Below are 13,239 nucleotides of genomic sequence, written 5' to 3'. Positions count from 1 at the left end.
CCTCAGTACAGCCGGGCGAGATCGGCGGCGTCGAACGGGACGAGCTCGTCGTGCCGCCCGGCCGCGATCTTGTTGACCCACGCCGGGTCGGAGATGAGCGCGCGACCCACGCAGACGAGGTCGAACTCGCCACGGTTCAGGAACTCCGCCACCCGCGCGAGCCCCTCCACTGCCGCCCCCGCGCCGGTCAGCAGCGTCGAGATGAAGTCGCTGTCGCGCAGGCCCACCGACCCCACCGCGATCGTCGGCAGCCCCGTGATGTGGCGGACCCAGCCGGCCAGCGTCAACGGCGATCCCTCGAACGCGGGCTCCCAGTACCGGCGCGTCGAGCAGTGGAACACGTCCACTCCCGCGGCCGCCAGCGGGGAGACGATCTCCTCGAGTTCGGCCGGCGAGGCCGCCAGCCGGGCATCGAAATCGGTGATCTTCCACTGCGAGAGCCGGAAGATGATGGGGAAGTCGGAGGACACCGCCGACCTGCAAGCCCGGACGACGTCGGCCGCGAAGCGGGTCCGCCGGGCGATGTCGCCGCCGTACTGGTCCGTCCGCCGGTTGGTACGTGACCAGAGGAACTGGTCGATCAGGTAGCCGTGTGCCCCGTGCAGCTCGATGCCGTCGAATCCGAGCCGCTGGGCCTCGCCCGCCGCGGTGCCGAACGCCGCGACGATGTCGTCGATCTGCGCGCTGCTCAACGGATCGGCGACCACGGCGCCGTGCAGGTCGACGCCGGAGGGCCCGGCGGGGTGCACGAGCGGGTCCGGTGGGTCGCCGACCTTGCGGTCCATGCCGACGTGCCAGAGCTGGGGCACGATCGCCGCGCCCTCGGCGTGCACGGCCGCGACCAGCTCGGACCAGCGCTGCAGGTTGGCGTCGCCGTGGAAGACGGGGATGCCGGTCCGGTTGCGGGCGGCCTCGTGCGCGACGGTCGTGCCCTCCGTGATGATCAGTCCGACGCCACCGGCGGCCCGGCGCACGTAATAGTCGATCATCGCGGGTGTCGGCGTGCCGTCGTGCGACGCCTCCCGGGTCATGGGCGCCATGACGACCCGGTTACGCAACCGGAGCCGGCCGACGTCGAACGTCGTGAGCAGGGCGTTCTCCACCGCTGCAGTGGTCATTTGCGTCCTTCCGGTGCGGGGGCTGCCGCCGTACGCTGGCGGGTCATCTCGTCCGAGGTGTCCAGACGGCTCATCTCGGCGTGGGCGAGGCCGATGGCCCGCTCGACCGGCATCACCGTCGGCAGGTCGAAGGTCCGCACGAGGGCGTTGAGCCGGTCGGGCAGCGATCCCCCGATGATGTACACCGGCATGCCCGCCTGGCGCAGCGTGTCGAGCAGCAACCGGTCGGACTTCGCCCGGAACTCCTCGGAGACGGGCCGGTGCCCGTCGGCGGCGAGCGGGAACTCGATCGGCAGGTGGGCGAACGCGTCGTAGGTCTGCAGCGCGTGCCGCCGCATGACGGCGCCCATGGCGTCGATGACCTGGGCGAAGAAGGCGCGTTCGGTCTCCGACCGGAAGCCGTCCCCGTCCTGCCGGGTGCCGGGGTGCAGGCCGACCGCCACCCGCGTCCGGCCGTACACCCACTCGTGCAGCGACGATCCGTCGGAGATGAAGCCGTCCGGCAGATGGCTCTCGTGGACCGCACGCTCGGCGTAGCGCACCATGCCGAGCTGCAGCAGTTCCGGGATGCCGCAGTCCTCCAGCCGCCGGCCGGGCAGGAGCGCGGGCAGGATCTCCCGCATCGTCTTGGCGTACGTGCGGGGAATCCCGGTCAGCCGGGACAGCGCGATCGACGTCGTCGTCTTGCCGGACGAGTAGGTCCCGGAGATGGCCAGCTTCATACGTTCGCCACCTCGGGCAGCCGGTGGCCGAGCGCGTGCGTGACGGTGGTGTCGGCGAAGGTGCCCTTCATCGTGGACACCCGCCAGCGCCCACCGGCGAAGTCCAGCGTAGAGCTCCGGGTCACCTGCGAGTCGCACGACACCGGTCCGGACAGCGCCGGGCCCGGACCGCTGCGCGCCATGTCGACCGACCGCATCCACAGCGTGTTCGTCTCGCCGCGGCGCAGCCCGTCCAGCGTGTACATCAGGATCTGGGCGACCTGGGCGTACACCAGCGTGGCGTCGACCAGCGTGATCGCCGGCTGGTACGCCGAGCCCAGCTCACCGCCACCCGCCTCGGTCCGCGCACCGTCGCGGACATCCACGGTCGCCGCAATGGACCGGTTGTCGGTCCGCATCACGATGCCCCCGATCTCGTGTGTCCGGAAACGATATCCACCCGCGTGATACGCCGCCGTGACCGGGGACAGCGGAGCCTGTGCGGGCAGGCGTCCCGCTTCGTGCTCCACATGGCACCGGACCTTGATGCCACCGACCACGCACACGAACTCGGTGGACAGCCATCCCCCCGCGCCCGGGCGGCTCTCGCCCAGCGCGATCCGCAGCGGCACGCTGCGCAGATCGGTGTGCGGCCGGGAACCGGGTCGCATCGTGTACCGGCGCAGCCACGCACGGGCCACCTGGTCGGCGGTCAGGCCCAGGCGCGAGCGCAGGTAGGTCTCCACCAACCGCAGGCTCAGGACCAGCGCGTCGATGGTGCTGAGGTGAACGGCGTCGGCGAGGCTGTGACTCTTCGACGACCAGTCGTCGGGATAGGTGACCTCGGCCTCGCCTCCGGCCGGCAGGTCCGGCTCGGGAATCCAGGCGAGGCCCGTGATCCGCTGGGACACCCGCTTGTAGCCGGAGCCGAAGAACCGCTCGGCGGAGGGTCCCAGGTAGTCGTCGACGTGGTCCGCGCGCGGGGCTGGGCCGGATTCGACGAGGTCATCGTTCCGGATTCTCGACACGAGCATCGCCCTGCTCCTCAGATCGAACGCGGCCGGGCCGGACGCGGGTCCGGTGTGCTTTCCGCGGCTCGACACGTGGTGCCCCGGCGGGGGCACCACCGTGCGCCCCATCGGGCAGTGATGACAGAGGATACGAGCTGAGGCCCGGGACTGACAGCGAACCCGATCCGACTTGGTCGATCCTTGACATTGCTTTGACATACCGCGCAATCCACATTGCCGGGCCACGGGCCTGCACGGCGTGCCTTTGCCATCGCGGTATGGCACTCGTCACGGAGGGCGTCCCCGCACGGGTTCGGCGACGGGCGCCGCGTCGCGCCCTCAGACGGCGGGTACGGCCGAGGACATGGAGACCGACGCGGCGATGACCGGCGCGGCGAGGTAGCCGAGACGGAAGCCGACGCCGCGTACGGTCTGGATCCACCGGCTGTCGCCCAGCGCCCGACCGGCCGAGGTCAGGCGGTCCACTCCGGATCGCGGCCGATGAAGCCCAGCAGTCTGGTCTGCGCGTCGGCGTTGTCCTTCACCGGCACGCGGGGGCCGTACTGCCCGGACGAGCGGATGATGTCCTCCATCGGCTCCATCCCGGCCACCAGCTGCGCACAGAAGTCCTCGTCGAGGTGGTCGTCCTGGCCGGTGGCCCGGGCCAGGTCCCAGGTGTGCATGAACACGTCGGCGGTGTAGAACTGGTCGATCGCGCGGTCCAGCGGCAGCTCACCGAGGTGCGGGTTGGACAGCACGCGGCCCGCCGTGGCCGGGTCGTCGAGCAGGGACTGCACCGCGTCGCAGTGGGTCTGCCACGCGGCCACGGGGTCGTCGTCGACCGACGGCCCGGCGGGGAGCCGGACGCCGGAGCCGCTGGCCAGGAACGCCGGGAACCACTCGGTCAGGTGGCGCACCACGTCGCGGGCCGTCCACCCGGCGACCGGCGCGGGCGCGTCCCACGACCGGGCGCCCCGAACCCGGTCGGTGAACCCGCGCCCGACCTGCCGGTGCCGCTCGGCGGGCTGGTCAGACAGTGCCATCGGCGAGCATCCCGTCGAGCTTGGCGTAGCCTTCGTTGACCCCGACCTCCATGCCGCTGGCCAGCCACGCGTCGCGGTCCTCGAAGCTGTCCACGAGGGACTGGGCGTGCAGCAGCGTCCGCCCGCCGCCGAGGTCCTCGAACCACAGCGTCTCCAGCGCCACGCCGTCGGGTTGCCCCTCGAAGGTGAACGTCTGGACGATCCGCTCCGGCCGGACGTCGTGGAAGCAGCCACGGAACGCGTACCGCTCTCCGTCGCGGGTGGCGACGTAGCGCCAGCTGCCGCCGGAGCGCGCGTCCCATTCCTCGACGCGGGTCTGCATGCCGTTGGGACCGGCCCACTGCGCGAACAGCCGCGGATCGGTGTGCGCCCGGAACAGTTGCTCGGGTGTGGCGGTGAATTCCCTGCGCATTCGGATGATCGGCAGCTTCGGGTCGGCCTCGATCGTGGTCTCGGCGATGGTGCTCATGCCGCGCTCCCCTGCTCGGTCTGGTCGGTGGTCGTGTCCTGGTTCATCTGCGCCAGTACGGCGTCGAGACGGCGGTACCGCTCCTCGGCCTGGCGCCGGTAGCGCTCGATCCACTTGTCCATCAGGTCGAAGACCTCCGCTTCCAGCCGGACCGGCCGAGGCTGGGGCCCCGCCGGCCGGCTCACCACGCCGGCGTCCTCCAGGACCTTGAGGTGCTTGTAGACCGCCTGGAGCGTCATCGGGTAAGGCTCGGCGAGCTGGTTCACGGTCGCGTCGCCCGCCGAGAGCCGGGCCACCATGTCGCGCCTGGTCGGATCCGCGAGCGCCGCGAAGACCCGCGACAGCGTGTCGGCGGCCATGGCCCCTCCTCCGCGTTTCAACCCTCCAGTTGAAAGTCAACCTATCCCCGGCCACCGACGGGTGTCAACCGATGAGTTGAAACCGCAGATGAGCGCTCACCCGAGCAGTGCGGCCGACGCGGCCAGGGTGGCCAGCGACAGTGTCGTGGTCACCACCACCGCCCGCGAGACCACCGCCTCGCCGGTGCCGTACTCCTGGGCGTAGATGAACGTGTTCTGCGCGGTCGGCAGGCCCGCGCACACCACCACGGCGAGCAGCTGCGGCGCGGACAGGTGCAACGCCAACCCGGCCGCCCAGGCAACGATCGGCTGCACGACCAGCTTCAACGCGGTGATCACGGCCAGCTCGGCCGGCTCCACCCGCGGCGCGCCCGCGCCGTGCAGCGACGCGCCGAGCGCGACCAGTGCGGTGGGTACCGCGGCGCCCGACAACAGGGTGAGCGACGATACGACCGGCGACGGGGGGTGCAGGTCGGCGGCCGAGCACAGGATGCCCAGCAGCGACGCGAGGATGACCGGGTTGCGGACCGGCAGGGTGGCGATCTGGCGGACCCGTACCCGCCCGGCCGGATCGCGATGACGGTCCAGGGCGCCCAGGATCACCGGCGTCACCACCAACACGTTCAGCAGCACGACCTGGGCCAGGAACGTCACGTTCCCGAGGATCTGCGTGGCGATCGGGATGCCGAGATTCGCGGAGTTGACGTATCCGGCGGCCATGCCCCAGATCGGCCGCTCAGCGGGCTTGCGGCCGAACAGCCGGCTCGCGCCGGCCCAGCCGACCCCGACGACCGCGGCCACGCTCACCGCGAAGGCCAGCAGCGACCGGCCGAAGAATCCGGACAACGGCATCCGGGACAGGGTCAGAAACAGCACGGCCGGCATCGCCAGATGGAAGACGAACCGGCCGAGAACCGCCGTCGCGGTCTCGCCCATCAGCCCCCAGCGACGCGCCGCGTAGCCGATGGTGGTGAGAATCCAGATCGGCACGAACGCGGACAACATGCTCACTCGGTCATTCCCCTCGGGCGCGCGTCCGGGACAGCACACGCCACGAAGATCGTAAATGCCCTGGCGGGAACTTCGACGCCGTCCACCTCGCGGTGGATGTCGTCGACGGTGTCGCCCCGGGATGGCGGCCTGACCCCCGCGTCGGTGAGCGTCCTCGACGCGAGGGAGGCAGGCGCGACGACCGCCCGTCAGTCCGTGACGTTGTAGACGAGGTCGTACACGGCGTCGCCGTTGCTGAAGGTCCGGGTCGCGTTGGTGACCTCGTCGCACGCGATGGTTTCGCGCTCGACCGTGATGTTGCCCGGCCACTTGTCCAGCACCAGGCGGACCTCCAGACCGCTGGAGCCGAACCCGGCGATCGGGTTTCCGAACAGGCCGGGGAAATGGGTCTCGCCCAGGTCGTACTGCACTCCGTCGCCGCCGGCGGGGAACCATCGGTCCTCCACCTTGAGCCAGACGAAGTCCTCCTGGCTGCCGTTGTCGGTCTGCAGGTTGCGGGCCTTCAGCGACACCATCGCGAAGTCACAGCTGGTGGCCGCCGCGGCGGGAGCCGGCTGCAGGGCGGCGCCGGTCAGGCCGGCGGCGGCCAGACCGAGCGCCATCAGGGTCCGTCCGGTCTTCGTTGAAGCGTTCATGTGCCTGTCTCCTCTGCCGATTTCGGCACCTCGGTGGCGCCGCTGACGCCGACACTCCGGATCACCGTCACGGCACGCTCAGCGTCGCCTCACGGCGGAGCCGTCGCTTCCGGCCCGGTGGCGCCTTCACGACATTGGATTGTGCCCGTGACCAGCGCCGGTGAGGCTGTATCCGGGAGGCGCGGTGCATCCGACGGAGAACAGGCGGCACGCATCGGCGGCGCCCGGGGTCACGTGCCGGGTGGTGGCCGCCGCGGCGGGTTACGGCAAGACGACCGCCATGCGCGACTGGTATTCCGCCGCCCGGGCGAGCTGGCATCGCGGACTGCCACCCGGGCCGGATGAGCCCGTGGACGCGCTCGCCGGCGTGGTGGTCGACGAGGTACAGGCCGGCGCCGGTCAGATCGTCTTCGACGACCTGCCCCGCCTGCCGGACGGCACGCCGCGCTCGCTGGCCCGGGCCCTGGAGGGACTGGCCGGGGCGGCGGGTCCGGTCGACGTCATCCTGGCCTCCCGGTGGCCGCCCGGCACCGCGGCGCCCGCCCTCGCGCGCGTCGACGTCGGGCCCGCCGAGCTGTCGCTGCCGGTCGAACAGATCGCCGACCTGCTCACCGGTTACGACCTGACCGGGGTGGCCGCCGGATCCGACGCGCACGCCCAGGAGCTGCCCGAGCGCATCCATCAGGCGACCGCGGGCTGGCCGGCCCTGGTCCACCTCGCCGCGGAGACGCTGCGGACCAGCGGGGTGCCGCACGGGCCGTTGCTGCCGGTGATCGCGGCACCCGGCGGTCTCATCGCCAGTTACCTCGACGAGGAGGTGCTGCCGGCGCTACCCGACGCGGCCGTGCGGCTGCTCGCGCACGTGGGCGACCTGGCCCCGGTCGGCGCCGAGCTGTGCCGGGCGCTGGGCCATCCGCAGGCCGACGAGATCGTACGGTTGCTTGCCGCCAGCGGCCTGCTGAGCGCCGCGAGCTCCCCCCGGCCGTTGCCCGGCGGACCGGCGCCGTGCCAGCGCGTCGTCCCGGTGCTCGCCGAGGTCGTCCGGTCGTCGCGGCGCACCGGTTCCCGCCCGGCGACCGGCGTCAGCGGACCGGCGCGGCAGGCACCCGGATGCGGGCGGGCGGCCGAGGTCGCGGCGGGCTTCTTCGACGAGCACGGTCCGCCCGTGGCCGCCGCGCTCGCATACCACCGAGCCGGGCGGTCCGCGGACACCGCCCGGGTGCTCGACCGGCACGGCGAGGCCATGCTCGGTGGCGGCCACGCGGAGACCGTGGTGGAGTTGCTCACCGCGCTGCCGGTCGCACTGTGTACGCCCCGGCTGTGGTTGCTGCTCGGCGATGCCCAGCGGGCGACCGGCGCGCTGGAGGCCGCCGCGCGGTCCCACGCGGCGGCCGCGCCCGGGTTGCCGGCCGGCAGCGCCGCGCTGGCCTGGCGTACCGGTCGCATCCACTATCAGCGTGGGGATGCGCGCGCCGCGCTGGCGGCGTTCGCCGAGGCCGGGCCCGGCCCGCACCCGCCCGCCGACGCCGCGCTGCTGGCGGCCTGGACGGCCAACGCGCACCTGCTCGCCGGTCGCCCGGAAGCGGCCCTGCGCCACGCGCGCGACGCGGTGGCCGCCGCGGCCCCGGCCGACGACGACGAGCTGACGGCGGCACTCGCCACCGCGCACGTGAGCGTCGCCCTGTGCCTGGGCGCGCTCGGCGACGACACCGCCAGCGAGGAGCACTACCGTCTCGCGCTGCCCGTCGCCGAACGCATCGGCGACGTGGTCCTGCTGACACGGATCTACACCAACCGTACGTACCGGCTGCTGTGCGCCGCGCGCTACGACGAGGCGCTGGCGGCGGCCCGCACCTGCGCCAGGTACGCGGCGGCCGCCCGCCAGCCGAGCCTGCGGGCGATCGCCACCTGCAACGAGGCCGACGCGCTGGCCATGCTCGGACACTTCGACGAGGCGATCCGGCGATACGAGTGCGCGATCTCGGCGTACCGGGTGATCGGGTCGCGGCGGGTGGCGGGGGCTCAGCTCGGGCTCGGCGAGGTCTATCGCCGGCGGGGCTGGCGTGAGCAGGCGCGGGCGGCCTACGACGCGGCCATCCGGGTGGCCGGTGAGGCCGGGAACGCGCATGTGCTCGTACCCGCGCAAGCCGGGTTGGCGCTGGCGCTGCTGGCCGACGACCTGGACGGCGCGGCCGGTCATGCCGCCGCCGCGGCGCGGACGGCCGCCGCGGCCACGGCTGTTCCGGCGCTGCTGGCGCAGGGCTGGGTGGCGCTGTGCCGCGGTGACGCCCAGCGGGCCGGCGAGCTGGCGGACCGGGCCTGCGCGGCCGCCCGCGCCCAGGGTGACCGTGCCGGCCTGGCTGACGCGCTGGAACTGCGGGGCGCGGCGCGAACCGGCGGTGCGGACGCGGATCCGGGCCGGGCCCGGGCCGCGCTCCGCGAATGCCATGCGATCTGGACGGACGCCGGGGCGAGCGTGGAGGCCGCACGCGTCATGGTGACGATCAGCCGGCTACCCGGCGCCGGGCCGGACGACCGGATCCGCGGTCTGCTGGCCGCCGAACGCCTGAACGCGGCCGGTGCCGTCGTGACCGGCCTGCCGCCGGTGACCGGCCGGCCCGGTGAGGCGGTCGCCGCCACCGAGCCGATGGCCCCTGCGGCCCCGGTCGCGATCCAGGCCCTGGGCCGCTTCGAGGTACGCGTGGACGGTGAACCGGTGCCGCCGTCGCGCTGGCAGTCGCGCAAGGCGCGGGACCTGCTGCGCATCCTGGTGGCCCGGCGCGGGCGGCCGATGCCCCGCGACGAACTGTGCGAGTTGCTGTGGCCCGACGACGATCCGGCCAAGACGGGACACCGGCTCTCGGTGCTGCTCTCCATCCTGCGCGCGGTGCTGGACCCGTCCCGGGCGTACGCCTCCGACCACTACCTCGTCGCCGACCAGGCGAGCATCGCCCTCGACGTGACCCGGGCCCGCGTCGACGTCGAGGACTTCCTCGCGTTCGTCGCGCAGGCCCGCCGGCAGCTCGACGCCGGGCACGTGGCCGAGACCCGGGAGCTGCTCGTCACCGTCGAGAAGCACCACGGCGGCGACGCCTTCGAGGACGAACCGTACGCGCCGTGGTCCGGCCCGCTGCGCGAGCAGACGCGGGCGGCGTACCTCAGCATGTTGCGCATGCTCGTCCAGGTCAGCGCCGCGGGCGTGGACGCGGCCGTCGGGTATCTGCTGCGGCTGCTGGAACGCGACCCGTACGACGAGGCGGCACACCGTCATCTCGTGCGTCGCCTGGTCGGGGCGGGCCGGCACGGCGAGGCGCGCCGGGCGTTCGACCGGTACGGCGAGGCCATGCGGGCCATCGGCGTACGGCCACCGGAGCGGAGCCTGCTCGCGCCCCGGGCCGTACCCGTCTCCCCCGCCACCGGCGGGACGCCCCGCGCCGTCGATGGAACGTCCCGCCCTGTCGGCGTCACCGTCAATGGAAGGTCCCGATGAGCGCCGCGTCCATGGTCACGGACCCGCCGTCACCGCCGCCGGCCCCGCGGAACCGTCCGGCCTGCCCGGCCGACGTGCCGGCCAGCGTGGCGCGCGCCCACGTCGACCCGCCGTCGGGGCCGGGCACGATCGCGTCGAGCGTGGCGGCCTCGGGACCGGTCACCGTGGCGCCGGTGGCGTACACGGAAAGGTCCGGATCGTCGTCCTGTCGCGTGACCGTCTTCGGCCAGCCGGCGGTGTCGGTCGCGGCACGCGGCCGGCGCATGTCCGCCGCCGGTGGGCGGCACAGCGCGATCGCGGTGACCGTGGCCGGGCCGCCGGCCGTGACCCGGACCCGGGTCAGGTCCGGGTCCAGTGCGATCTCCCGCACCTGACCGGCCCACGGCGCGCCCGAGATCTGGAACCCGAGGCCGAACAGCCGGGTCTCGCCCGGACATGCCGCGGTGGCGGTGCCGGTGCCGGACTCGGTGATCCGCCACGGCTGCACGGAGCCCGTGCAGATCGCGAACGCCGTGACGGACCAGGTTCCGCGGTGACCCGGGGACGCGGCGGCGGTCACGGTGACCGACTCGCCGTCGACGTCCGGGACGATTCCCGTCAGCGCTACCCCGCCGCCACCGGCCGGGCCGTAGTTGACGGCTCCGCCGCCGGCATAGCGCACCGTGCCGTCGGGGCAGGTCGCCGTGGCCGCCTTGACCGGCTGCGCGTTGACCGCGCTGGTCGCGGTCGCCCGGTCCGGTGCGCCGATCGCCCGTGCCGGACCGGCCGGGGCCAGCAGACCCGCGGCCAGGCCGGCGGCCGCCCACTTGATCAATGATGGTCGCGACATACAACGCTCCTTCTCGTGCCGTCTGCCGCCGGTCGGCGGCAGCTGCGGTCGATGCTCCGCAGCGGCGTCAGGGTGACGTCATGGTCCGGTGCCGTGAACCCGACAGTCGCGCGCTGATCCGACCCTGACGTCGCCATGACCACGCCCTGGCACGGTGTGCGGCACAGCGCCACCCCGGCGCCGGTCAGAGGAGGAACCATGCAATTCCCAACCAGACGTACGTGGTGGGTCGCGCCGCTCGCCCTGCTTGTCGGCGCCGCACTCACCGCCCCCGCGCTCGCCGCCACCTCGGCGCAGCGGCTCGCCGCAGCCGACGACCCGCAGATCCCGCACGAACGGGGCCCGGCCGGCTGCAACGGCGGTCCGCAGGAGGCCTCGCTCGCCCGGATGAACGACACGCCGGTCACGATCGGCGAGACCGGGGCCTTCGTGCCTCTCGCCACCTCCGGCGTGCCGGTCACCGTGCCCAACAACGACAACGACCAGTTCGTCGTACGTTTCACCGGTGAGGTCGTGCTCGCCGGTCAGCCGGTGCCCGTGACGGTGCCGGCGGACCTGGTCCAGCTGCAGATCGTGGTCATCGCGGGTGGCGTGGCGACGCCGATGGCACCGCTGAACGACCCGACCTTCACCACGGGTGTGGGCGGGTCGCATGCGCTGCAGTCCTGCACCCGCCTCGGGCCGGGCAACTACACGATCGCGGTTCGGTGGCGCGTGGTCGACCTGGCCGCGAACAACAACCTGACGGCCACGATGGACGACTGGCTCCTGTCCGTCGAGCAGAACGACTGAACGCCGCCGGAGCCGCACCCGGCGCCGAACCGGGGAGCCGGTAGCGGGGGCCGGGCCGCGCGACCGGCGCGGCCCGGCCCCCGCCCGTCACGGTGCGCCGCGATCGCGGTAGGCGCGGGTGCGCCGATCCGGCTCGCTGCCGGCCACGACGCGGTTGCGTCCGGCGTGTTTCGCCGCGTAGAGGTTGCGGTCCGCGGTGGACAGGGCGGAGGTCTGGCTACGCGGGTACGTTTCGCTGACTCCGGCGACGCCGATGCTGACGGTCACGGGCAGCCCGCGGGTGGTGTCGTGCCAGTCGTGCTCGCTGATGACCCGGCGGATCCGATCCAGTTGCTGGACCGCCAGCGCGATCGGGGTGGCGGGCAGCACGAGGAGGAATTCCTCACCGCCGAGCCGGGCGGTGAACCCGTCCGGGACAGCGGCGGCCAGTTCGGTGTCCAGGAGCTTCGCGACCTGGACGAGTACCTGATCGCCGGTGTCGTGGGAGAGCTGGTCGTTGATCCGTTTGAAGTGGTCGATGTCGACGATCGCCACGATCAGCTCCGGGTCGGCGGTGATGAGGGCGGACAGTTCCTCGTCGACGTAGCGCCGGTTGCGCAGCCCGGTGAGCGGGTCGCGGCGGGCCTGCTCGCGGAAGCGGTCGGCTTCCTCCCGGGCTTCGGCGGTCTCGAAGAGTGCGTGCCGGGCCAGTGCCTGTTCCTGCTCCTGCAGCGCGAGCGATTTCTCCCGCGCGGCGAAGGAGAGCTTCAGGGCCGCGAACGCCTCGGCGTGTTCCCCCCGGGCGGCGTGCAGTTCGGCCTGTTCCTGGTGCACCCGGACCAGGACCGCATGCAGGTCGGACTCGAGGCACAGCACGCGGGAGGCGGCCAGGCTCGCCTGGGCCTGGTCGATCGCGCCGAGACCGCGTTGGGCGCGGGCCAGGGTGAGCAGGTAGTCGGCCAGATCGTCGGCGACGTCGCTCTGCCCGGCCTCCCGGCGGGCGATGCACGCCAGCATCGTCTGCTCGGCCTCGGCGTACTCGCCGTTCTCGATCTGGATCACGCCGATCGTGTCCAGCTCCGTGGCGTGCAGATCGAAGCCGTGCGCCGCGGCGTGCTCCTGCATCCGGTGGGCGATCTCGCGGGCCCGCAGGAAGTCGGCGGCGTCGTACTCGGCATACGCCCAGTTGTTGAGCACCACGGTGAGCCGCTCCCACTGGTGCAGCTCCCGGGCCAGCACCTCGGCTTGGCGGTATCGCAGCCGGGCCGAATCCATCTCACCGTTGAGCGCGAGCGCATCGGCCAGCCTCGTGCGGTGCAGGATCTGCATGTACGGGGTGGCGGTCTCGTCGAGCAGTTCCACCGCGCTCAGCGCGTGCTCCAGGAACCGGGCCGCGTCACCGGACAACTGCTCGATGTTCGCCCACGCCAGGTGGACGCGGGCCTGCAGCCGGCGATCGCCGTGCCGGACGGCCCAGTCGTGGACGCCGTAGATCCGCCGCGCGGCCCCGGCGACGTCGCCGGTCCGCTGGAGCATGATGATCTGGCACAGGTGGGCACGGGCGAGCAGGTGCTCATCGCCCAGGGCGACCGCCTGGCGTTCGAACTCCAGGGCGGCGGCGTAACCACCCTCGGCGTCCCCGGCGAACTGGTCCTCCAACGCCAGCAGGGCGGCCGACAGTTCCTCGGCGCCGGTCGCGCTGCCGTCCAACGAAACCACCCCCAGCCCGGTTTCCCGTTGCCTCATCGGGGCCCGGGCGTCTCCGGATGAGCACTTCCGGGACGCACTGTGAGCCCGATTTTA

General features: G+C 72.9%; 13 protein-coding genes. 2 read left to right on the top strand and 11 right to left on the bottom strand.

Going from position 1 to position 13,239, the window contains the following annotated elements; genetic code table 11:
- Positions 1–2: 2 nt before the first annotated feature.
- The 9 genes from EV385_RS28510 to EV385_RS28470 all read right to left on the bottom strand — a co-directional run bounded on the left by EV385_RS28510 (position 3) and on the right by EV385_RS28470 (position 6,346).
- A complete protein-coding gene (locus EV385_RS28510; protein WP_130512252.1) occupies positions 3–1,118 on the bottom strand; it encodes an NADH:flavin oxidoreductase in 1,116 nt (371 codons plus the stop codon).
- Positions 1,115–1,840 carry an ATP/GTP-binding protein gene (locus EV385_RS28505; protein ID WP_130512251.1) on the bottom strand — a complete coding sequence of 242 codons (726 nt, stop codon included), beginning with the start codon at positions 1,838–1,840 and terminating at the stop codon, positions 1,115–1,117. The genes EV385_RS28510 and EV385_RS28505 overlap by 4 nt, the downstream gene beginning before the upstream one ends.
- Positions 1,837–2,853 (bottom strand): AvrD family protein, encoded by a 1,017-nt coding sequence (locus tag EV385_RS28500; protein ID WP_165449640.1) that lies wholly within the window; start codon positions 2,851–2,853, stop codon positions 1,837–1,839. The genes EV385_RS28505 and EV385_RS28500 overlap by 4 nt, the downstream gene beginning before the upstream one ends.
- Positions 2,854–3,168: 315 nt before the next feature.
- Entirely contained in the window at positions 3,169–3,315 is a 147-nt protein-coding gene (locus tag EV385_RS28495; RefSeq protein ID WP_130512249.1) for a helix-turn-helix domain-containing protein, read from the bottom strand.
- A complete protein-coding gene (locus EV385_RS28490; protein WP_130512248.1) occupies positions 3,303–3,872 on the bottom strand; it encodes a TIGR03086 family metal-binding protein in 570 nt (189 codons plus the stop codon). Before EV385_RS28490 ends, EV385_RS28495 begins: the two co-directional genes overlap by 13 nt.
- Entirely contained in the window at positions 3,859–4,341 is a 483-nt protein-coding gene (locus EV385_RS28485; RefSeq protein ID WP_130512247.1) for an SRPBCC family protein, read from the bottom strand. Before EV385_RS28485 ends, EV385_RS28490 begins: the two co-directional genes overlap by 14 nt.
- Positions 4,338–4,700, bottom strand: a complete 363-nt coding sequence (locus tag EV385_RS28480; protein WP_130512246.1) for an ArsR/SmtB family transcription factor — start codon at positions 4,698–4,700, stop codon at positions 4,338–4,340. The genes EV385_RS28485 and EV385_RS28480 overlap by 4 nt, the downstream gene beginning before the upstream one ends.
- A 96-nt stretch (positions 4,701–4,796) precedes the next feature.
- On the bottom strand, positions 4,797–5,705 hold the full coding sequence (locus tag EV385_RS28475; protein WP_242625369.1) for an AEC family transporter: 909 nt from the start codon (positions 5,703–5,705) through the stop codon (positions 4,797–4,799).
- Positions 5,706–5,899: 194 nt separating this feature from the next.
- A complete protein-coding gene (locus tag EV385_RS28470; protein ID WP_130512244.1) occupies positions 5,900–6,346 on the bottom strand; it encodes a hypothetical protein in 447 nt (148 codons plus the stop codon).
- A gap of 184 nt (positions 6,347–6,530) precedes the next feature.
- Here EV385_RS28470 and EV385_RS35825 point away from each other — a divergent pair, with 184 nt between their 5' ends.
- Positions 6,531–9,836, top strand: a complete 3,306-nt coding sequence (locus EV385_RS35825; protein WP_130512243.1) for a BTAD domain-containing putative transcriptional regulator — start codon at positions 6,531–6,533, stop codon at positions 9,834–9,836.
- Here EV385_RS35825 and EV385_RS28460 read toward each other — a convergent pair.
- The gene (locus EV385_RS28460) at positions 9,817–10,665 is read right to left on the bottom strand and encodes a hypothetical protein (RefSeq protein ID WP_130512242.1); all 849 of its coding nucleotides are present in this window, start codon (positions 10,663–10,665) and stop codon (positions 9,817–9,819) included. The two genes, EV385_RS35825 and EV385_RS28460, sit on opposite strands and share 20 nt — an antisense overlap.
- 198 nt (positions 10,666–10,863) lie before the next feature.
- Here EV385_RS28460 and EV385_RS28455 point away from each other — a divergent pair, with 198 nt between their 5' ends.
- Positions 10,864–11,457, top strand: a complete 594-nt coding sequence (locus EV385_RS28455) for a hypothetical protein (protein WP_130512241.1) — start codon at positions 10,864–10,866, stop codon at positions 11,455–11,457.
- Between the two features lie 87 nt (positions 11,458–11,544).
- Here the strand turns inward: EV385_RS28455 and EV385_RS28450 are convergent, their stop codons facing one another.
- Positions 11,545–13,146 (bottom strand): GGDEF domain-containing protein, encoded by a 1,602-nt coding sequence (locus EV385_RS28450; RefSeq protein WP_242625118.1) that lies wholly within the window; start codon positions 13,144–13,146, stop codon positions 11,545–11,547.
- Positions 13,147–13,239 lie beyond the last annotated feature (93 nt).

The sequence above is a fragment of the Krasilnikovia cinnamomea genome (assembly GCF_004217545.1).
GTDB classification, from domain to species: Bacteria; Actinomycetota; Actinomycetes; order Mycobacteriales; family Micromonosporaceae; genus Actinoplanes; species Actinoplanes cinnamomeus.
This window is presented reverse-complemented; position numbering and strand designations above follow the sequence as displayed.

Bases quoted from the DNA above. Each gene is read 5' to 3' on its own strand.
- EV385_RS28510 (WP_130512252.1), bottom strand. From the start codon at position 1,118: ATGACCACTGCAGCGGTGGAGAACGCCCTGCTCACGACGTTCGACGTC.
- EV385_RS28505 (WP_130512251.1), bottom strand. From the start codon at position 1,840: ATGAAGCTGGCCATCTCCGGGACCTACTCGTCCGGCAAGACGACGACG.
- EV385_RS28500 (WP_165449640.1), bottom strand. From the start codon at position 2,853: ATGCTCGTGTCGAGAATCCGGAACGATGACCTCGTCGAATCCGGCCCA.
- EV385_RS28490 (WP_130512248.1), bottom strand. From the start codon at position 3,872: ATGGCACTGTCTGACCAGCCCGCCGAGCGGCACCGGCAGGTCGGGCGC.
- EV385_RS28485 (WP_130512247.1), bottom strand. From the start codon at position 4,341: ATGAGCACCATCGCCGAGACCACGATCGAGGCCGACCCGAAGCTGCCG.
- EV385_RS28480 (WP_130512246.1), bottom strand. From the start codon at position 4,700: ATGGCCGCCGACACGCTGTCGCGGGTCTTCGCGGCGCTCGCGGATCCG.
- EV385_RS28475 (WP_242625369.1), bottom strand. From the start codon at position 5,705: ATGTTGTCCGCGTTCGTGCCGATCTGGATTCTCACCACCATCGGCTAC.
- EV385_RS28470 (WP_130512244.1), bottom strand. From the start codon at position 6,346: ATGAACGCTTCAACGAAGACCGGACGGACCCTGATGGCGCTCGGTCTG.
- EV385_RS28460 (WP_130512242.1), bottom strand. From the start codon at position 10,665: ATGTCGCGACCATCATTGATCAAGTGGGCGGCCGCCGGCCTGGCCGCG.
- EV385_RS28455 (WP_130512241.1), top strand. From the start codon at position 10,864: ATGCAATTCCCAACCAGACGTACGTGGTGGGTCGCGCCGCTCGCCCTG.